The organism is Brevibacillus sp. NRRL NRS-603, assembly GCF_003013445.1.
GTDB lineage: Bacteria > Bacillota > Bacilli > Brevibacillales > Brevibacillaceae > Brevibacillus > Brevibacillus formosus.
Window position 1 is genome coordinate 49162 of the sequence record NZ_PXZN01000030.1, and the last position, 20971, is coordinate 70132.

21 protein-coding genes are annotated in these 20971 nt (G+C 47.4%); 13 read left to right on the forward strand and 8 right to left on the reverse strand.

Annotated elements, in window-relative coordinates; genetic code table 11:
* Positions 1–31: 31 nt before the first annotated feature.
* Entirely contained in the window at positions 32–1591 is a 1560-nt protein-coding gene (gcvPB, locus tag C7R94_RS21605) for an aminomethyl-transferring glycine dehydrogenase subunit GcvPB (protein WP_199197954.1), read from the forward strand.
* Between the two features lie 65 nt (positions 1592–1656).
* Here the strand turns inward: gcvPB and C7R94_RS21610 are convergent, their stop codons facing one another.
* The gene (locus C7R94_RS21610) at positions 1657–2310 is read right to left on the reverse strand and encodes a glycosyltransferase (protein ID WP_106784545.1); all 654 of its coding nucleotides are present in this window, start codon (positions 2308–2310) and stop codon (positions 1657–1659) included.
* Between the two features lie 169 nt (positions 2311–2479).
* On the opposite strand from C7R94_RS21610, the gene C7R94_RS21615 reads away from it, so the two are divergent.
* Both C7R94_RS21615 and C7R94_RS21620 read left to right on the forward strand, forming a co-directional pair.
* On the forward strand, positions 2480–2905 hold the full coding sequence (locus C7R94_RS21615) for a MarR family winged helix-turn-helix transcriptional regulator (RefSeq protein WP_106784547.1): 426 nt from the start codon (positions 2480–2482) through the stop codon (positions 2903–2905).
* 109 nt (positions 2906–3014) lie between these two features.
* Positions 3015–4412, forward strand: coding sequence for an MFS transporter (locus C7R94_RS21620; protein ID WP_106784549.1), 1398 nt, complete (start codon positions 3015–3017; stop codon positions 4410–4412).
* Between the two features lie 453 nt (positions 4413–4865).
* Here C7R94_RS21620 and C7R94_RS21625 read toward each other — a convergent pair whose 3' ends face one another.
* The 7 genes from C7R94_RS21625 to C7R94_RS21655 form a co-directional block, all read right to left on the reverse strand.
* Positions 4866–5297 (reverse strand): DUF2935 domain-containing protein, encoded by a 432-nt coding sequence (locus tag C7R94_RS21625; RefSeq protein WP_106784552.1) that lies wholly within the window; start codon positions 5295–5297, stop codon positions 4866–4868.
* Positions 5298–5428: 131 nt separating this feature from the next.
* Positions 5429–5674: a hypothetical protein gene (locus C7R94_RS21630; protein WP_106784555.1), complete on the reverse strand. Its 246-nt coding sequence runs from the start codon at positions 5672–5674 to the stop codon at positions 5429–5431.
* Between the two features lie 143 nt (positions 5675–5817).
* The gene (locus C7R94_RS21635) at positions 5818–8493 is read right to left on the reverse strand and encodes a YhgE/Pip domain-containing protein (protein WP_106784557.1); all 2676 of its coding nucleotides are present in this window, start codon (positions 8491–8493) and stop codon (positions 5818–5820) included.
* Positions 8494–8642: 149 nt separating this feature from the next.
* A complete protein-coding gene (locus C7R94_RS21640) occupies positions 8643–9626 on the reverse strand; it encodes a FecCD family ABC transporter permease (RefSeq protein ID WP_106784560.1) in 984 nt (327 codons plus the stop codon).
* Positions 9623–10633 carry a FecCD family ABC transporter permease gene (locus C7R94_RS21645; RefSeq protein ID WP_106784562.1) on the reverse strand — a complete coding sequence of 337 codons (1011 nt, stop codon included), beginning with the start codon at positions 10631–10633 and terminating at the stop codon, positions 9623–9625. Before C7R94_RS21645 ends, C7R94_RS21640 begins: the two co-directional genes overlap by 4 nt.
* A gap of 91 nt (positions 10634–10724) precedes the next feature.
* Positions 10725–11693: an ABC transporter substrate-binding protein gene (locus tag C7R94_RS21650; RefSeq protein ID WP_106784564.1), complete on the reverse strand. Its 969-nt coding sequence runs from the start codon at positions 11691–11693 to the stop codon at positions 10725–10727.
* A 214-nt stretch (positions 11694–11907) separates the two neighbouring features.
* Positions 11908–13056: a glycosyltransferase family 2 protein gene (locus C7R94_RS21655; protein WP_106784566.1), complete on the reverse strand. Its 1149-nt coding sequence runs from the start codon at positions 13054–13056 to the stop codon at positions 11908–11910.
* A gap of 173 nt (positions 13057–13229) precedes the next feature.
* On the opposite strand from C7R94_RS21655, the gene C7R94_RS21660 reads away from it, so the two are divergent.
* From C7R94_RS21660 to C7R94_RS21705, 10 genes are all read left to right on the forward strand, one after another.
* Positions 13230–14132 carry a class I SAM-dependent methyltransferase gene (locus tag C7R94_RS21660; protein ID WP_106784568.1) on the forward strand — a complete coding sequence of 301 codons (903 nt, stop codon included), beginning with the start codon at positions 13230–13232 and terminating at the stop codon, positions 14130–14132.
* The gene (locus C7R94_RS21665; RefSeq protein WP_106784571.1) at positions 14089–14790 is read left to right on the forward strand and encodes a glycosyltransferase family 2 protein; all 702 of its coding nucleotides are present in this window, start codon (positions 14089–14091) and stop codon (positions 14788–14790) included. Before C7R94_RS21660 ends, C7R94_RS21665 begins: the two co-directional genes overlap by 44 nt.
* Before the next feature lie 2 nt (positions 14791–14792).
* A complete protein-coding gene (locus C7R94_RS21670) occupies positions 14793–15386 on the forward strand; it encodes a hypothetical protein (protein ID WP_106784573.1) in 594 nt (197 codons plus the stop codon).
* 36 nt (positions 15387–15422) lie between these two features.
* Positions 15423–15725 (forward strand): alpha-helical endospore appendage domain-containing protein, encoded by a 303-nt coding sequence (locus C7R94_RS21675; protein WP_106784575.1) that lies wholly within the window; start codon positions 15423–15425, stop codon positions 15723–15725.
* Positions 15726–15982: 257 nt separating this feature from the next.
* The gene (locus C7R94_RS21680) at positions 15983–16315 is read left to right on the forward strand and encodes an alpha-helical endospore appendage domain-containing protein (RefSeq protein WP_106784577.1); all 333 of its coding nucleotides are present in this window, start codon (positions 15983–15985) and stop codon (positions 16313–16315) included.
* A 220-nt stretch (positions 16316–16535) separates the two neighbouring features.
* On the forward strand, positions 16536–16889 hold the full coding sequence (locus C7R94_RS21685; protein WP_106784580.1) for an alpha-helical endospore appendage domain-containing protein: 354 nt from the start codon (positions 16536–16538) through the stop codon (positions 16887–16889).
* A gap of 57 nt (positions 16890–16946) precedes the next feature.
* Entirely contained in the window at positions 16947–17312 is a 366-nt protein-coding gene (locus C7R94_RS21690; RefSeq protein ID WP_106784582.1) for an alpha-helical endospore appendage domain-containing protein, read from the forward strand.
* Positions 17290–18042: a hypothetical protein gene (locus C7R94_RS21695; RefSeq protein WP_106784584.1), complete on the forward strand. Its 753-nt coding sequence runs from the start codon at positions 17290–17292 to the stop codon at positions 18040–18042. Before C7R94_RS21690 ends, C7R94_RS21695 begins: the two co-directional genes overlap by 23 nt.
* Positions 18043–18070: 28 nt before the next feature.
* Positions 18071–18994, forward strand: a complete 924-nt coding sequence (locus tag C7R94_RS21700) for an MBL fold metallo-hydrolase (protein WP_106784586.1) — start codon at positions 18071–18073, stop codon at positions 18992–18994.
* A 26-nt stretch (positions 18995–19020) separates the two neighbouring features.
* The gene (locus tag C7R94_RS21705) at positions 19021–20892 is read left to right on the forward strand and encodes a glycosyltransferase (protein WP_106784588.1); all 1872 of its coding nucleotides are present in this window, start codon (positions 19021–19023) and stop codon (positions 20890–20892) included.
* Positions 20893–20971: the final 79 nt, after the last annotated feature.

The following is a 20971-nucleotide window of genomic DNA, read 5'->3' on the forward strand; positions in this document are numbered from 1 at the left end:
CTTGAAAACATCCGAAGGAACAATCGACAAAATGAAACGGATTCCCAGAGACCATAAGGTACGCCGCTTCCACCAAGCAAAGTGGGATGAGCCTGTCATTTTCGAGCTGAGCCAGCCCGGTGAGCGTGGCGTCGAGGTACCACCCGTCGAGCCACAAATCGTGGAGACCGTAGGCGATGGCATCTCCCAGCTGCCAAACAGCCTGCGCCGGAAAAAACGGCCGAATCTTCCCGAGATCAGTCAGTACCGCGTGATCCGCCACTACTCCCGCATTTCGCAGGAAGTGCTGGGGTCGGATTTCAACGTAGAGATCGGGCAAGGCACCTGCACGATGAAATACTCCCCGAAAATCAACGAACGCTTTGTGCGCTCGCCGAAAATGGCGGAGCTGCACCCGCTGCAAGACGAGTCTACTGTCCAAGGAATGCTGGAGATGACGTATCAGCTCGATCTATATCTTCGCGAGATTTCGGGCATGGACAAATTCTCGTTCCAACCGGGCAGCGGCACACAGGCGTTGTTTACCCAAGCCTCTATCGTGCGCAAATACCACGAATCTCGCGGCGAAGGAGAACAGCGCAACGAGTTTATTACCACCCATTTTTCCCATCCGTCCCAAGCCGCGACGGCAGCAGTCAAAGGCTTCAAAATCATTTATGTACCTGCCGATGAAAACGGCTACCCTGATCTGGAAGCGCTAAAGGGCCTCGTCTCGGAGCGAACCGCTGCCTTTGCTGTAGCGAATCCAGAGGATACAGGCATTTACAACTCCCGCATCAAGGAGTTCACAGACGTCGTTCACGCCGCAGGGGGGCTATGCTGCTACGACCAAGCAAACGCCAACGGCTTGCTCGGCATTACCCGTGCGCTGGAAGCAGGCTTTGACATGTGCTTCTTCAACCTGCACAAAACCTTCTCCGTCCCACACGCTTGCGGTGGACCTGCAACAGGCGCCCTCGGGGTCACTGCCGAGCTTGCGCCATTCCTCCCAGGACCGATCGTAGACTTCGACGGGGAGCGTTACTTCTATAAGCGTGATTTGAAAAACAGCATCGGAAAAGTCCGCAGCTTTTACGGGGTACCACCTGCTGTCCTGCGCTCCTACGCTTGGGTCCGTGCGCTTGGTGCTGACGGCTTGAGGGAAGTTGCCGAAATCGCTTGCCTCAACAACAACTATCTCTATCACAAAATCCTGCAAATCCGCGGTGCGAGCGCCCCCTATATACAAGGCCGACGCCTGGAGCAGGTTCGCTACAGCTGGCAGCAGCTAAAAGAAGACACGGGCGTCACGACCTACGATGTTCAGCGCCGGATGGTCGACTTTGCCCACCATTACTGGACCAGTCATCACCCATATGTCGTGCCGGAGCCGTTTACGCTGGAACCGACGGAGTCCTACTCCATGGCAGAGCTCGACGAATACGTCGCGGCACTGACCCATATTTCACAGGAAGCTTATGAGAATCCGGAGATTGTCAAAACAGCCCCGCACCATAGTACAGGTCACCGCGTCCTAGAGTCCGTACTCGATGATCCTGATCAATGGTGCATCACATGGAGAGCTTATTTGAAAAAGACGGCACAAGGATAGCAAGAAAGAAACGCCAGCACTTGTTGTATAACGTGCTGGCGTTCTTTTCGTTGGGGAAGTTTCTTTTAGAACTGATTCGGGAACTGCTTAATGATGCCTGCTGTCAGCACATCAGCGAACGAGATGATATGATCCTCCCCTTGATCAAACGCAACAATATCCGCTTGCCAGTCTTTCCTCAATCTCGCCTGGAGATTATCATTGAGCAGTTTCAGATGCGTGTACATCATCTCTTTTAATTCCTTCTCGGTCCAATTGGGGTTAGCGCTGCTTAAGAACTTGGCGATATCATCCGCATTCCGGTGCCAGTCCTTATCGAGCTTGGCCACAGTAGCCTGATCGCCCTTTTTGGCTGCGTCAATGATTTTGCCACCTATCATAATATGCTCCGTCAGCAAATCGGTAAGCTTTTTACCTGCTTCCTCTCCGTAATACGGCTTCATTGCGTTCCCGATGTCCACCTGGTTTTTCAAGAGTCGTGCAAGTACGGCGTCTTTGTCCTCCAGCCCTGCCAAAGCGCTGACCATATATTGATGGTCCCATTGCAAATGGTCGATCCAGAGCTTTCTCATATCCCCTTGCAGCTTTACTTCTTTCGGCTTTATACATTCTGCCTGCTGTACATTTCCTTGTGATTCCTTGGCTTCTGCCATGCCCGGCACACCAAGCAAAGCGAGGCACATCAATAACAGCGTTACTTTTTTGAGTAGTAAAGTCATTTATTCCTTCTCCTTTTCTGGTAAATAGTGAATCCCGCTGTTATTTTGAGCAAATTTGGCTTTTTCATGCGTCTAACACATCAGCGCTGCAAATTGACACTTGTCGGAAGCATCCTTATAGTTGTCTTATCAACAGTTGCCCTGACTGCTTAACCTAGGAGGTTTCGCAATGAAATTGGATGAGTATATCGGCGTCATCGTAAAACGAACGGATTTAAAACTGAACAACTATTATCAAAAAGTATGCAACCCGTATAACATCACCATCGATCAGTGGATGATTTTTGTCGTGTTATGGGAAGAAGAAGGTTTGACCCAGAACGAGTTGGCTGAACGCACCTATAAGGATAAAACGAATATCGCGCGGATGCTCTTTCTCATGGAGGAAAGAGGATTTATTCATCGCGAAACAGATAAAAAGGATCGCCGCTCCCTTCGTGTCTATCTGACGGAAAAAGGGCGACTTTTAAAAGACGAGGTCCTTCCTCCCTCCATTGAAGCGTACGAGAAAACCATTGCAGGATTGACCGAAGAAGAAGTGAACCAATTTCGAAGAACACTCAATATCATTTATGAGAACGTGAAAAGCTTGTAAAAACAAAAGCCATTGCAGGATGTCATTTTTTGTATATAATTAGTTGCTGTAACAACAGTTTTTATAGCAACTTTAAAAGCAAAATATATGCAAAAGAGGAGTGAAAATGATGAGCAAAGAAGGCATTTGGAGCGCGCATTACCGGGCATTGACGATTGGTATTATTCTTGTAGTGACTGCTACAGCATTTGAAGGCTTGGCTGTCACGACAATCGCCCCCGGTCTTTCCCGAGAGCTACAGGGTGAGGATCTTTATGGGTGGGTATTCAGTGCTTATTTGTTGGCTCAGCTGATTGGAACCGTGGTCACAGGTCAATTCGTCGATAGAAAAGGGCCTGCCCAGCCTTTCATTGTCACTATCGTGCTCTTTGCTCTTGGCATTGTAGTTGCTGCAATTGCGCCAGATATGTATACTTTACTGCTTGGGCGAGTGATGCAAGGATTCGGTGCCGGTGCCTTGGTCAATTGCGTGTATACCATGATTACTTTGCGTTACCCTGACTCTCTTCGCCCTCAGATTCTTGCTGTCTTCTCCAGCGCTTATATTCTTCCAGGCCTGTTCGGACCGTATGTCGCCGGGATTATTGCTGAACAGTTGTCGTGGCGATATGTCTTCTGGCTGATCCTTCCCTTTATCTTTCTGTCTGCACTTTTAACCACCCCCTCTTTTCGAGGCTTACAACCGCCAACAGCAAGCGCGGCAAACAATCGTAGCCTTCTTCTGCCTTTTTTCTTGGCCCTTGGGACTGGTGCCTTGCTTTTTGGACTCGGCAAAATTCCCTCCATCTACGGTTTCCTGCTATCCATCGCGGGTTTGCTCACCCTCAGTGTCCCGTTGTATAAGCTGATGCCTAAAGGGACGCTCATCGCACGCTCAGGCTTACCTGCCGTCATCGCGTCTCGGGGTCTTTTTGTCGCTGCTTATTACGGCACGCAAACATATCTCGTCCTTGGACTCACTATGATTTTAGGATTAACCGCCGACAAAGCTGGTTTAGCTGTTGCCTCCGCAGCAATCAGTTGGTCGCTGGCAGCCAATGTACAAGCAAAGCTGGACAAGAAAGACCAAGGGGTTGGCCGAAAAAAACGAATTATCATAGGCCTCGTTATTATGCTCATCGGAGTCGCTTGCACCGTACCTCTGCCGTTGATTCACCAAGACCTTTTCGGTATCGTGGTCGCGATTTTTAGTCAGATCATTATGGGCTTCGGAATCGGTTTGGCTCACCCGACAAGCGGTGCTATTGCGTTTTCTCTTGCAAAAGCTGGTGAAGAAGGAAAAGTGTCTGCTGAACTATCTATCGCTGATACATTCACGCCTGCGATCGTCATTGGGGTGGGAGGAGCCATCATATCTGTGATGACTGCCTTTGCGTTTTCACTTTCAGTTGGTATTACCGTTTCCCTGCTCCTTCAGACGTTCATCGTCATACTGGGGCTGGCATCTGCTGCCCGACTGGAGACACGTTCCGTACCTGCTCAAAAAAACAGGGACACCTTGGGGTAGCCTCACACGATTTAGATCGGGCGGTGCTGATCGGTGACCACTAAGAAGAGTACAACGAGGTTATTAATAAATTTCTCACTGAATTACATCCACTTTATCTTGCGGATTTTCTTATAGGAAGACATTGAATACTATTGTCTCCTGCTAATTACCGATTTCAGGTCATAAACGAAGAAAAGCTCTCTGTAGCTAGTTTTATGGGTTTAGAATATTCGCTACTTCCTGGGGATAATCAGAAGTAGCAAAATCGCTTGTTACGAATTGTACCTGGGCAAAAATAGCCACACCCCCTGCAGGAAAACCGTATTTCCTGCAGGGGGTTATTAGTAGGATCAATCTCCTGTATGCGTATGATTTCATGGATATTATGTAAGAAATTGAATTGCCTGACTTAAGGAGGTAGCTGTCATACGGAATCAAAAGCTCCCCGCTTACCTTTTGAGACAGTAGTCCTTAACCCTGAACATCGCCGTATAGAATGACTCGCGCAATGCCGATAAAGTATTCAGATTCCCTAATGATATGATCGAGTATCGTTTGGGCTATCGGATTATTCTTAGCAGCTGAACTATCAATTTTAATCTGACGGCACAGTTCAATAAATTTCATGCTTTCATCTAGGCAGTATGTTACCAGCTGGATCACCTGTTGATGAAGCTGGGCAGGGACATATTGACTGCGAATCACCGTTTCTACGTAACTCACGACTTCTTGATGAGTTCGCGTCAGGGCTTGCTCCCATTGTTTTAGCGCCTCCACATATTGGTTCTCCAAATTTGTTAGAGCCTCTCGAATGACAACAGTGTGCTCGCTCTCTTGCATTTTCCAAAATTCCGCTTCATCCAAAATCCGCAGTGGCATTTGCTGACCATAATAAAATTGCATCCCCATCCTCCCCTATTTTAGAATGCTCTCTTTTCACCATATGGGGAAAACGCGAGGGTTATGATGCTCCATCCGTGCTGACATTGTATGACCGTTGCTTTGAAGTGGGCGATTCGTGTAAACCAATCACCCTATTCAGCCTCCTGCTTATACCGGTTTTTTAATTCTTCAAGGCTTTTGTCTATCTTGTTGAATCGTCTCTCCAGCCGATCCTGGACTACTCTGGGCAGTTCATTTTTCAAAATGTGTACAATATAAAACAGGGTTCCGATAATGACGAACATACTCAATATCAAGGTGATTTCTGGAGTAATGACAAAAAAGCACACACCGCCTATCAAAATCGTCAATAGAATGTATCCAAACCACCTCCCCATGGTTCACTCCCCTTTACGATTCAGCGATCACCCACATTTTACCAAAAGGAATAATCACTTGTCCTTAAAAAAAGGGGGTGCCCTCCAGTAGTGATATCTACGTGAGGACACCCTGCTAATTCCAATCAACTTCCGTGTAACCTTTACCCAATAATCTTGGTCTTCTTCGCATTCTCCATCGACTTTTCAATGATTCCGCTCAACGGACGCTTCAGCGCGAGCGCCACAAACAGGCTAATCCCAATAAAGCCGAATAGTACGAGTATATCCCGAATCGCTGTTTCCCAGAGGATGCCGCCCACCCCTTCACGCAACAGACTGATCGCATACGTGAAGGGCATGTATGGGTTCAGCGCTTGGAAAAACGGCGCGGTCATGCTGATCGGGAACGTACCGCCCGAGCTGGAGAATTGGAATACCATGAAGATGATCGCTATGCCTTTGCCCACGTTGCCGAAGACGGACACCAGCGTGTACGTGATCGTGACGAACACCAGGCTGACCAGCATACCGAATAACACAAACGGAGCTTTATCCGCTACATAGGCCCCGAGGATGTAAATATCACCGAGTGTGACGAACAACGCCTGAAGCAGCCCGATTGTCACAAACGTCCCCAAGCGGCCGAGATACAACTGATACGGCTTGTACACTCCACCTGGATTTTCTGCATTCGGCTTCAGCAGAGAAATCAACAAGGTCGCACCTACCCAGAGAGACAGCACACCGTAAAACGGCGACATGGCCGAACCATAATTCGGAATCGGGTATAGGCGGTTTTCCTTGATCTGCACGGGACTTGCGAGGAATTCGCTCTCTTTTTTAATGTCGCCGCGCAATAGCTTGGCAAGGTCGGCGAAGTTGTTGTTCGCTTCGACTTCTCTCAGCTTGTCGGCGGCCTGCCCAATGGCACTCTCCAGCTTAGGCAGATCGTCGCGAACCAATGCAGCAACTCTGTGGACTCCTGCCTCCACCTCCGGGAGCTTGTAGCGCACAAAATCAGCCAGCTTGGTCAAATCCGCCTCCGCTTTGGGCAAATCGTTCTGGACAAATGCCGCTGCCTCGTCGAGCTTTTTCCCGATCGCAGGAAGATTGCTCTTCAGGAATGGAGCTGCAACGCGAATGGCATTTGCAAAAGCATCTGACTTGCTTCTGAGCGTTTGAGCCAACTCGTGGACTTTCGCCCGTATTTGCGGCATCTCCTGCTGGATTCGCTTCAATTCTGCCAATCCCAGCTCCAAGCCCGTCTTTGTCTCTTGGAGAATCGCTTCAATATCCGGGAGTTTTTCTTGGACCTTGTGCAGTAGATCGGCAGATTCTCCTGTGATCACTTTCAGCCTATCAATGCCCTCGGAAATTTTCGGGACGATTTCGCTATCGTAACGGGACAGGATGTCTCCCAATTCCGCGCTAGAGTTTTTCGAGAGCTGATTCAAGCTCTCCACCAAATCTTTCGCAGGCTGCTTGCCTTTTTCCAGCGCGCTTGCAATCATGCCGAGAATCTCGATTTGCCGGTTCATTCTGTTCTCAATCGTGCGCAGCCTCTCTGCGAAATGACTCAACGGCTGTCCAGGAATATAACTGTTTACTTTCTCTACAATCGATGCGGTATGCCCCAAAACATTCGCAGCTCTGGATAACCTGTCTTTCACCGCATTTACCTCACTGGCAGTAGGCAGGCGATCCGGATTGATTTGCAGCAGCCTGTCTGTGAGCTGTGTGAGGGCATCCGCGGCTTGCTGGGCTAAGATGAGATTTTGCTTGATCAGCGGTGCTATCGTTTCAAAGGCACCGTCATGCTTTGTAAAAAAGTCATTGAGCTGATCGGCAACAGACGCGCCCTTATCCGTCAGATCAGCGATACGCGGCAACGCATCTTGAGCAGCCGAAACGATCTCAATGGCCTGACTCGCTTTTTCTGTGGCCGTAGTCACTGCGTTTGCGACCTTATCAAAATTTTGATCCAGCTCCTCTATTCGTCCAACGGCTTGCTCAATCACCGGCAGCTTGTCTTCCATCGCGATAATGACAGACGCCGCCTCATTGATTTTCGGCCAGTTTTGCTGGATTTTGAGCACGGCCTGCCCAGCTTGATTGATTTCGGGGATTCTTTTTTCCACTTCCAGAATGATTTGGGCTTTCTCGTGAATCTCGGGAAGTTTCTTCTCAATCTCCAATACTTTTTGCCCTGCGGCATGAATCTCGGGAAGGTTTTTTTCCAGTTGGAAAACTCCACTCTCGATTTTGCGAATGGTCGGCAATTGCTCTTCAATCTTAATGCCGATCTCTGTAAGCTTCGTCAGCAAGGCTTCACTGACGCTTTCCGTAAAACTCTCGTTGATCTGCTTGGCAATCGCCGAAACACCTGACGAGGTGATTTTGGGAGCGACAGCGTTCACTTTTTCATTGACCGTATAGATCACTTCAGGCTTGTTCAGGTTGCTATGGACAATTCCCGTGATTTTTGTGGAGAAGTCAGCCGGGATCAGAATGCTGGCATAATAATCGCCCCGCTCCACGCCCCGCCTGGCCTCTTCTTTGTCCACAAAGGTCCACCCTAGTTTCTGGTTGTTATGCAAGCTCTTTATGAGCTCGTCTCCGATGTTGACCTTTTTATCGCCAACCGTGGCTCCCTGATCCTCGCTCGTCACCGCCACCTTGACCCCTTGCGTATTGGCGTAAGGGTCCCATACTGATTTGATGTTGATCCAATCGTATAAACAAGGAATGAGAACGATGGCGATGATCAGAAAAATCCCAGTCGGGACCTTGAAAATGTTAATCCAGTCCGTTTTGTAAATCTTCCATATAGACCGCATGTATGTACCACCTAGTAGGAAAGAATGGATGAAGCATGACACTTACATGACAGTTTACCATGAAAGGAAATAGTGGGGAATGAGCTGTCAGTAGTAGCATGATCTGCTGCACGCCAATTTATGAAGGACAAAAGCGATGGCTTTTCTTTTTACTTTCTCTTCTCTTGACGCACCAAATACAAGAAGTACGGAACACCGATGACCGCCGTCACAATACCCGCAGGAATCTCGATCGGAGGATTCAGTCCCCTCCCCAAAGCATCTGCAATGACGAGAATCAACGAGCCCAAAACCGCCGCACCCGGCAACAGATAACGATGCTGATGACCGAACAGCTTTCTCGCCATATGTGGCGCAATTAATCCCACAAAGCCGATCGAGCCAATCGCCGCTACACATGCGCCTGCCAATGCAACAGCAAGCAGCAAGAGCATATAGCGTGTTCGCACGACATTCAATCCGAGCCCCGTGGAACTCCCTTCATCCAGACTGATAATATCCAGCTTTCGATGCAGGGCAAAGCTAATGGGAATGAATACGAGCAGCCACGGCAGCAAAGCGTAAATTTCATCCCAGCCTTTCCCCCAAAAGCTCCCTGCCAGCCAGACAAGAGAATCATTGGCTTGCATCGGATACTTCACCATGACGAATTCCGTCAACGCTTGGCAGATTGCCCCTACTCCCATGCCGACCAAGGCAAACGTAGTTGGCTGTGCACCGCTTTTTCGAGCGAAATAAATGAGGGCAATTGCTACCACCAATGCTCCCAAAAACGCGACAATCGGGAGAAGAAGCGGTGAAGCCGTCGGAAACAAAATGATGACAACAACCGCAAATAAGCCCGCACCTTTGGTTACCCCTACAACATCCGGAGATGCCAACGGATTACGGATCATTCCTTGCAGAATCACACCAGCGATCGCGAAGCCCGCTCCGGCAAGAATTGCGAGCAATGCCCGCGGCAATCGATAGTTTTCGATCATAAACGTAAGCGACGAAGATTCTCCCATGATCACCCGGATGATTTGATCAGGACCGATAAAGATTGGGCCGATCCCCATGCTAAGCAATGCTGCTACTAAGACTAAGGCACATAGGCCCATCAGGAGCAGGGTGTTTTTTCGCGTAGTCATACCATTTCCCTCCCCTTTTTTCTCGCCAAGTACAGAAAGAACGGGGTTCCCAGAAGAGCCGTTACAATTCCTACAGGAGACTCAAACGGATAGGAAATCAAGCGAGCCAGTACATCGGAGATTGTGACCAAGACAGCCCCACCGAGCGCAGACACAGGGATAACGACCCGATAGTCCGTACCCACGAGCCTCCTTGCGATATGCGGAACCATCAGTCCGACGAATCCGACAGCTCCGGCGACAGCAACAGAGGCGCCTGCCAAAATAACGACCACAGCATAGGATATCAGTCGGACGCGAGCGATCTTTTGTCCCAACCCCATCGCGACTTCCTCCCCTAGTCGAAAAACAGACAAAGAGCCGGACAGCCAAATCGCCAGCAGGAGTCCCACTATCGACCATGGCAAAATCAATTGCACATCCGTCCAAGCCGCTCCGCTAATGGAGCCAGACAACCAGTACAATACATTCGAAATGTGCTCGTTAAAAATAATAATTCCCTTCGTAATGGAGGTAAGCAGGAGGTGGATGGCCATTCCTACCAAAGCGATCTTGAGATTGGTCATCCCGCGGGAAGCTGCGAATCCAAAGACAACAAGTCCTCCGAGAATCGCTCCAGCAAATGCAAAATAGATGAGATTGGCTTTCCCGATATCCGCTAAAAACACAATCGCGAGTACGACCACCAGACAAGCCCCTGCATTCACGCCAAATACTTGCGGGGATGCCAATGAATTGCGGGTAACGGCTTGCATAACCGCTCCTGCCACAGCCAAATTCGCCCCGATGATGGCTCCCAGCACGGCTCTCGGAAAGCGGATGGTTTGGAAAATCAAGAGCTCCTTGGAGTATTCACCCGATAGCCAATGCGTCACTAATGATCGGATCTCCAGCGAAGCTACTCCGGTAAACACGCTCAGCAATAAACCAATGAACAAGAGGATTGCCAATCCGATCATAATGAGGACGAAGGTACCTTTTCGTTGTCGTGTCGTTGTTTTCTGCAATACAAGCCACCTCGATCAACTACCACGTGCAGGAACACCGAAAAGACCAGATCAGCGACCGGTCTTTCCAGAATTTGCATCGTATGTGGTCTTATTTATCCTTACTGTACAAAAGGTTCACTGCCTCTTCCACAATGCGTTCTGCGGATTTCAGTCCACGATAGCGCGTCCAGAGGTCACGATTTACTTTGTGTACTTCCTGATTTTTAACTGCGGTGATATTGTTCCAGAGCGGATTTTGCTTCCATTCGTTCAACAGCGCGTCGTCGGCCTCCGCCAGGAAAATCACATCTGGGTCCCACTGCACCATTTGCTCCAGACTGATTTTTACCGTTGGTTCTGCCGCATCTTGAATCGCATTTTTGATTCCAATCATCTCGAGCAATTCGCCATCAAATGATTTCGCCCCATGTGCAGACAGCGAATCTGCGCGGAATACACCCAGCATGACATTGCGGGAATCCCCAGCCGGTACCCTCTTCTTAAACTCTGCGATGATTTCCTTGTGCTTGATCAGACGTTGTTCTGCTTCTTTTTGCTTGTTCAGCGCTTCCCCAATCGTGGCAAACGAGCTCAAGTTTTCTTGATACGTCGAGTTGCGGCTTTTCAAAATGATCGTCGGTGCGATTTTTTGCAAATCCTTGTAAATGTCCTTGTGGCGATTCAAATCTCCGATAATCAAATCTGGCTGCAACGAGCTGATGACTTCCAGACTCGGCTGCTGGCGAGTCCCCACAGGGGTATACTCGATTTTTTGACCGATCAATCCTTCTACGTCCTTATCCTTTTCCTGCGCGATTCCTACAGGCGTCACTCCCAGCTCCCATAGCCCGTCTACAAAGGAGTACTCCAACGCGACGACTCTTTTCGGGTCTCCGGTAATTTCCGTTTCGCCCAATTCGTGTTTCACAATGCGCTTTTGTGCGGTTTGCGCGCTATCTTGACCTGTTGCTGGCTGTTTTTGCTCTGCGCTGCCGCACCCAGTCAGCAATACCGTACCTGCCAGTGCGAGCGTCCAAAGCATATGACCGAGACGTTTCATTCCGTTTGTTCGCTTCATCTTTTGTCCCTCACTCGATGTAATTGATAATGATTATTATTACCGATGAAATGCGTTTTTTATTGTAACAATCCGCTGCCGCAAATGAAACATTATGCTTATTAAACCTTTTACCGCAATAAAAGTGATTAACGTCATTTTATTCATGCTCTGCTATTACGAAAAAAAGCCGTTACGCCTGAACCATCGACGTAAACGGCTTTTCGCCACGATGCTATTTGCTGTTTAGCGTATGACTTACTTCCGTCTTAAACCTCAGCTTCTCTAATGCTGCCTTGGCAGGCGCATGATTCTCCGCCATAGCCAGCGCCATCCGATAAGCAGCCATAGCCTCTTCCACTTGACCCAATCCTTCGTAGCAAAGCCCTTTGTAATACCAGGCGTGAAAACTTCCCGATCCCCTCAAGGTCAGATGACGAATGTTGCTTTCACCTAGCTCCAAGCAGTGATCAAATGTCATTAATGCTCGTTTATAGTCCTTTTTCAAATACTGAATGATCCCTTTGTATAAATGCAAATCAACGTAGTCAGGATAAATCTCGATTGCCTTTTCAATTCCTGGCCACGCTCCCTCAGCACTGCCGATCGAGATCAACGTAGAGTATTTGAGCTTATAAAGAAGCGAAGGAGGCATCATATGGTTTTCGAGAAACCCGATAATAGACAGATTCACGAACTTGAACGTTTTCTCATGCTCCTGGATGCGTGAGAATTCACTGGCAAGATGGTACTCAATCCATGGAGAGTGGTCTTCTTTTTCCAATTCCTTCATAAGCAGCTGAATATTGCGCTCGAATTTGTTCTTTCTGCCAGTACATTCATTCATGTAGCCATAATGGTATATCCGTACAGGCAAGATTTGAATGTGGAGATCTTCGGTCAGATTGGGAAGAACCTCTTCTACGTTGAGCGTTTCATGGATGGGAAAATGGAAGCGAAAACCGATGCCATTGCGAAATAAACGTGAGTGAGCGATATGAAAAGCATCGTCTTCATTTATTTCATCTCCAATGTAATTTATTAGATGGATATAAAAAAGGGAATCTTCTTTACCACGAAGCAGCTCTTTCAATTTCATGCTGTCTTCCTGATTCATTTCTTCATCCGCATCCATCCACAAAATCCAGTCGCCTGTTGCTTTTTCCAGTCCAAAGTTTCGCGCTTCTGCGAAGTTATCCTGCCACTCATACGAGTGCACGACCGCTCCGAATGACTTGCCTATCTCTACCGTTTTGTCGGTACTCCCCGTGTCTACGATAATCATTTCATCCACAAGATTTTTCACGCTTTCCAAGCACTTGTGAAGGCACTCTTCTTCGTTTTTTACAATCATACATAAGGAAATTTTGGGTGCCTCAGACATGCTGCTCATCTCCTTTAACACACATCACTGAGATCGTAGTCTATCCCCCCTTTACTCTATGAGTGGACTGCTCCTTTCAGAACGACGCCATTTCCTTGGGTTTCGAACCATTTGCTGGAGCCGCGCATAGGCAGTTGTAGGCAGATATCACAAAGAAAGCAGGGATCGTATCCATGCATGATTCATGTCCTTTGTGCAACAGCGCTCAGGTTGCGCTTTTCCACCAGTACGCTACCTTCTCGCTCCTAACGTGCAAAGATTGTGATCTCGTTTTTCAACCTCACCTCGATCAAGTCAACGTGACACAGCTGGTTGCGGACATTTATGATGCGAGTTGGGTTTCCATGCGGGATCAATACGCCAAAAATACATTTACGGAACATGCGATCTTCCATACATTGCTGCTCGATATGTGGTTTTCGGAAAAAGGGAAGCTGCTCGAAATTGGTCCAGGAACAGGAGAGTTGTTATTCCTTGCTCGTGAGGCTGGGTGGGAGGTTGTTGGGGTAGAGCCGTCACACCAATCATGCGCATACGCCCAAGATCGGTATGGGTTACAGCTGGTTCAATCGTTATGGAACTCCTCCATTCTCGCCCCCGAACACATGGGCACTTTTGATGCCATCGTTTTTTGTCACGTCTTTGAGCATATTTCGCATCCGAAGCAATACCTTGAGGAATTGAAGGGGTTTCTTAAACCAGAAGGAAAAATTATTTTTAGCGTGCCGAACAAAAACTCGTTCACCAATAAACTGTTTGGAGTGTATTCCCCGCTGTATACCGAGAAGGATCACCTCTTTCATTACTCCCGTGACAATCTGATCTCACTGCTTCATCAAGGTGGCTGGGAGGTTCTCTCCATCTTTTCTCGAGAAGAAACGAACCGCTTGGAAAACCATCTGCGCAAGACCACGCAAACACCTTTACCGATCCAGGACATCATGAAGCTAGCCGTGAACCTACAGTCGACCTTCCAAGGCCATGAAATCTTCTGCATTGCAACACGACAAGCGCAGGAGGTGCAGCACGTAGATGACCAGAGCCAAACTGACTCTTTCCATGATTGTGAAAAATGAAGGCAATCGTTATTTGAGACGAGGGCTGGAAGCACATAAAGACTTTATTGACGCAGCCGTCATCATCGACGATGGCAGTCGTGATCATACCGTGGATCTCTGTAGAGAGGTTCTAAAGGGCATTCCACTTCACCTGGTTCAAAACGCTACCTCTCAGTTTTCCAACGAGGTCGCCTTGCGTAAACAACAATGGCAAGAAACGATCTTGACTGATCCGGGATGGATTTTGAATCTGGACGCCGATGAAATCATGGATAACTCCTTCCACTCGAAAGTCTCCGAGATTTTGGAACAGCAGATATACGAGGCGATTTACTTTCGTTTGTACGATATGTGGAGCGAGACACATTATCGCGAAGATGTGTATTGGAAAGCCCATCATTACTATCGTCCTTTTCTGATCAAATATCGCCCTGACTTCCCATATATATGGAGGGAAACCCCTCAGCATTGCGGCCGATTCCCTCTCTCGATCAACCAGTTCCCTTACCTGTGCCATCCATCACGCGTGAAACATTTCGGTTGGGCCCGGCTAGAAGACAGGCAAAGCAAATACAACCGCTATCAGCTCCTCGACCCCGATTCCAGATATGGCTGGAAGGAACAGTATGAATCGATCTTGGATCAACATCCCAATCTGTTGGAATGGGTGGAATGAAGATGATCGTTCGCGATATCGAAAAGGCTTTGCAGCATTCCAATTGTAATCACTGGCGATACGACTCACTTTCGTTGAGTAAACAGGCCCTCGTGCATGCATGCCGTCATATCAACAAAGAAAATGAGGAGTGTCAAGTGCTTCAGTTGGGTGGGGGTGACTCCGCTCTTTTTTGGAAATCACTTGGCGAGCTTGAGCTGCTTCATGTCCAAGCAACCATTGTGGAACATCATCCGATTCGAGCAAAGGAAATCAAGGAGAACCTAGGGGATGTACCGCATGTCGCTTTGGAGACCAGCTCCTTGAAGCAACTATCCGAAGCGGAATGGAACGAGGTCTTCGACAATCCAGAAGAGAGCAGGAGCTTGTGGCCTGCTATCGGACAGCGTATTCCCGAGAATCAATTTGATCATTTCTCCATACAAAATGCCTTTTACGCCGATTTGGACCAACTATCACTTTCAGTAGATGATTTTGATCACTATCCCTTTTTAGCTCATCTCGGAAAAGTCTATCACTACGAAGAACTTTTTCGAGAGATCGTCGTAAATCGCCGCTGGGTATTGGTAAGGCTCCAAGGAACCAAAAATGAATAGGGGATCACCGATTAATAAATCCATGAGGTGATGATCATGTCCCAAGCATCGATCCCTAATATTACGCCTGTTATCTCGATTACACTTGGCCAAACCACTTCGCTATTGCTTGCCTCCATTGCATTAGAAGAACTGGCTTTGGCTCACATTCTGAACGCAGAGGCAGAAAAGCTCCAATTTGTTTTAGGCACCCTTGTTCCTGGGCTAGAACCACCCGCTACACTCTCCGACATCCTGCTCGTCCATGCAAGCGTTCGTCAAACGATACAAGATGTCATCAAAAAGGAAATCCTTCTCCAATTCAAATTGGAGAATATCGTGGATAATCTTCTTCCATAGATTCCTTCGTGTAAAAATAGGCCTCATTCGAATGGAAACTATCACCATACCACTGGTCCGGGTCAATTGATCCGGGCTTTGCCTTTTCCCCGCTCCTATGCGTATGTGTACAAATAAACAGTTCAGTGGGACACACACCTAAGCATACACTTACCGTAGTTAAAACGAAGGAGGGATTGCTAGCGGTCACACATTTAGAAGTATGCGATAGGCCAAACGAGTAAACTAGTTACCCATTACTTCAAAGAGGTGATCACATGTCTTCACCTACCATCCCTAACATTACCCCAACGATTTCCGTTACGATTGAGCAATCGGTATCTTTACTGCTGACATCCATTGCTCTGGAAGAATTGGCTTTGGTGCATATTATGAATGCAGAGGCAGAAAAACTCCAATTTGTGGTAGGTACATTAGGGATTACACCTGAGGTCGTTCCCACCATCTCTGACATTCTTGCCGTTAACAACAGTGTTCGCAAAACGCTGCAAGATGTCATCAAAAAAGAAATGCTCTTGCAATTCAAGCTGGAAAATGTGGTTAGCATTATCCCGATCGCCTCTACTTCCTTAACGAATGAATACGATTAAGTTGTCATATTAAGATCGCGGTTACATAACATGTACTGCGAGCAAGTTTCCATTTATTCACTATCAATTACGCGATCCTGTGACGATCCTATCGTTTTTAAGTTTGTAAGAAACTTGCCTGAAGGCGTTCTGTGCAAATAAAGGGAACCAGATCGCCTTCTTCTCCGTGCAAGTCTTATTTTTGTATACCATGTCATACAAACAAAGGATGTAGATAATGATGTCAATGCCCACGGTCCCCAATATAACACCGGAAATCATATTGAAACGCAATGAAGTATTAAATCTGCTTCTGACCTCCATTGCCCTCGAGGAAATCGGACTTTCTCACATTATTAATGCAGAGGGGCAAAAGATCCAAAAAATCGTGAAGGAGCAATCCCTCTCGCTCAATGATGCGCTTGCCCTAAACAACAGCGTAGAACGAATGCTGCGCAATGTCATTAAGACAGAGATGATCTTGCAATTCAGGCTGGAGGACATTATCAAGATGGAGCAGGTACATGAACATGATCATCACGATGACATACCTGACACCCCTGACATCCCAGACCTTCCTTGCTTCAAAGAATAACCCTTACTACTTACACTGCTTTTCATGGGAACCTAATTTTATTGAAGAGGGATGATGATGAACTTACAAGATAAAGTTCCTTCATATGATGTGCCTACGCGCGAGGAAGCTTTGAGTCATTTGCTGCAATCGATTGCCCTAGAGGAAGAAGCCCTGTCCAGATTGCTAAATGCTGAAGCTGACAAAGCCCTCGCTTTCGTTGGCAAAAATCTGGACTTCCCCAACAACCCCTCCAATGATGAGATCATCACCTTTAATCGTACAGTCATTTCGATTCTGGATTCGGTGCTGATGGCTGAGTGGCTTTTGTTAAAAAAGCTGGACGCAGCCATTCACATGTACCCTGTGGCGCTTAAATCAAATTTTGAGATGGAAGAATCCGATTTCGGGGATGAATCCGATGACATCACTATCGACTATTAACGAGGTTCTAAAGCTGACCTATTCCATCGTCCAGTTAGTCAAAGGATTGGAATCCCGCTTTCATCATGCCAAAGATTACGAGCTTATGCTGTTTGGCTACCAAATCTCGACGATGATCAATCTGCTCGTCAGACTGCACACCCACATACACAATAAGCAGATTGCTCACAGCCTCCTTTTTGAATCGCATAACTCCCTCCATCCCACTAGTGAAATGCACACACATGTCCTTGCTGCGATAGCCCAGTTATCGGAATTGGTAAAGACATGGAGGTTTCCACATAAACAAATCGCCACCTTGATAGAAAATCAGCTGCGGCAATTACAAGCTTTTTACTCAGTAGAACCAGTAGAGGCTTCTCCCTACGACGAGCCGATGCAATTGGAGCTAGAAGAAGAGATTCGAGATGACGAGCCTGTACAGCTTGACGTTCCACCTGTGCCTACCCCAACCCCTCCATTGCTCGCAAACAACGCACGCATCGATACATCCAAAAACAGGAAACCGGTACGTCAAAAACCCCCATTATTAGCACAGGCTGCGTCCGTCCCTACTCCCGATAAAAACAAAAGCAAATCCAAGCGTCCCAAGCCTGTTGCAAACGTGGTAAAAGTGCGTAGTCAGAAAAAAATGCTTGCTAATCGAGTTTCTGCACCTAAAAAGCCTCCCTTTGTACCGAACTCCGTAAAGGTACGTATCGGCAATGTCACCAAGGTCATCCACATATGAACCTGAATCTAATGAAGGAGTAAGGGATATGGATCGTTTGGAATTGATCGAAGTGGCCGGCAGCAGTTATGTGGTCTCCGGTAAATACGGGATCGGTGTCTATTTGGATCGGTCCAGCAAAACCGCTGTTTGCATTGATAGCGGCCCGAATACCACTGTCATCGAGAAAGTATGCACGAGAATCAGCGATCGAGGGTATCAAATCCTTGCCGTTGTTCATACACATGGTCACGCTGTTAACCACGGTGGCAATCCCTATTTGAAAAAAAGGTTCCCCAACCTTCGCATCTATGCGACACATCTGGCATCCTATATTATCGAAAATCCGCTTCTCGAGCCTTTTGTTTTCGACGCAGGTGGAGGGCCTGACACGAAGCCTGATGAAAACAAAGAGAATACACGTGCGCTCGTAACGGATTTTCTTCCATCCACCGATAGTATCTTTCACGTCCATACCATTCCATTCAAAATCGTCTCCTTACCTGGACATTCGCCGGGAATGGTCGGCATTATTACCCCTGATCATGTCCTTTACTGCGGCGATGCCTTGTTTGGTGCCAAAACATTAAACAAACAGGATCTCCTTTTTTTTAATGATCTGAAGGCTGCCAGAAGAAGCTTCAAGAAGCTCTCGATGATGAAATTGAACGCTTATGTGCTGTACCATGGCGGACCCTATAAGACAGTAACGGGTTTAATTAACAAGCATCTCACCCTTATGAAAGACACCTCCGCTTTTCTTGAAGCATGGATTCATGAGCAGCCAAGCACTCTGGAACAATTAGTCCAGAAAGTCATGAAAAAGTATGAGTTTGAAGATGACTTGCACCGCTACGGTTTAACTGCTTCGATTATCCGCTCATATTTAAAAGAACTTCAACAAGAGAACCGCATTGTCGCAAAAGTGGACAATGGTTTCCTACTATTCAGTAAACCTGCGGCAGCCACTTGAACAAAGGCTATATATGGGGGTGTACCATGGGTAAAAAACGAATTTTAATCGGTAGTCCCATTCAACAATTCCCGATCATTTTGGAGGAATTCCTTCAATCCCTAACGGAGCTGACTACCAAAAACGAACAGGTTCATTACATGTTCATTGACGATAACAAAGACCCATTATCCAGTACACTCTTGGCTGATTTTGAGAAGGCGAACAAACGAACCGTCATCCTCAAGAACACAGACGATGACACATATGTCCGAAATGAAATGACCCATTATTGGACGGAGCGAAATATTTGGAAAGTAGCGCAGATGAAAGATACGATTATCTCCTATGCGCTCAAAGAGGGTTTCGATTACTTATTTTTGATCGATTCCGATCTCGTTTTACACCCTCACACCCTGCAACAATTGCTTCAAGCCAATAAAGATATTGTCTCCAACATTTACTGGACACGCTGGCAGCCTGATTCGGTTGAACTTCCTCAAGTTTGGCTGATGGATCAATACACGTTGACACGCGAAGGCGCGTCCGAATCAGCGGAGAACCAAAGCTTTTTAGAGATGCTGCGTGAACCGGGTGTGTATGAGGTAGGAGGTCTCGGTGCATGCACATTAATCCGTCGAAAGGTCTTGGAGGCAGGCGTCAGCTTTAAACGAATAGCGAACTTGTCGTTCTGGGGAGAAGATCGGCATTTTTGCGTCCGGGCTGTAGCCATGGGCTTTTCTTTGCATGTAGATACGCATCTTCCTGGGTACCACATCTACCGTCAGTCTGATCTGGCAGGAGTGAGCGAGTATCGCAAAAAAAATGGCATGACAGTGGTGAAAGCGAATCAGATTTCAATCAGTTTATGCATGATCGTCAAAAATGAAGAAGACGCTCTGGAGCGTTGCCTCTCCACCGTTGCAGATCTCGTCGATGAAATCATTATCGTCGACACGGGGTCAACAGACCGCACGAAAGAAATTGCGTCCAACTATGGCTGCACCATTTATGATTTCGAGTGGATTGATGATTTTTCAGCTGCACGCAACTATGCATTCAGCAAGGCAACATGTCCCTATATTTTGTGGCTGGATGCAGACGATATCCTTCTGGAGAAAGACCGTCAGCTCTTCCGCGAATTGAAGCTTACATTGAATTACAGCATCGACAGTGTCACGATGAACTACAACCTTTCTGTGGACAGCAATGGGAATGTGGCGTACAGCATTCGCCGCAATCGCCTCGTAAAACGCGACCGTGGTTTTCGCTGGATTGGGCCCGTCCATGAGTATTTGGAAGTAAGCGGAAACGTCATCAACAGTGAGATATCCATCACGCATAACAAGCAAAAGGAATACACGGACCGCAATCTGCAAATCTATCGGCGCAGGGATGCCAAAGGGGAAGATTTCTCTCCTCGGGACTTGTACTATTATGCAAATGAGCTACGCGATAATCAGTATTATGAAGAGGCCATTACTTTTTATACGAAGTTCCTGAACACCCAACAAGGGTGGGTAGAGGACAACATTAACGCTTGTTTGAAGTTGGCGAGTTGCTATTCCCACCTCTATGAGAGACAAAATGTTCTGTCGTCGCTATATCGTACGTTCAATTACGATCGCCCACGGGCGGAGGCATGCTGCCAGATCGGAGCCTTTCACATCGAAGATAAAAACTGGCCGCTGGCGATTTTTTGGTATGATCTCGCAACAAAAGTGGAGCGACCTGCTGAAAAGCTCGCACACATCGACCACGTTTCCTGGACGTGGTTACCTCATTTGCAACTCTGCCTGTGCTATTCCCAAATGGGGGATAACGAGAAATCACGTCACCACAATGATATTGCCTACTTATACAACCCAACACATCCTAGCATTCTCTACAACAAAAGGTATTTTGAGTCTCTGACCTGACTCCCCTCGTGATCATGAAAAAGTTACCCACCCTGTGGGTGAATGTACAAATGCCATAAGCAATGGTGGTCTATTTTTT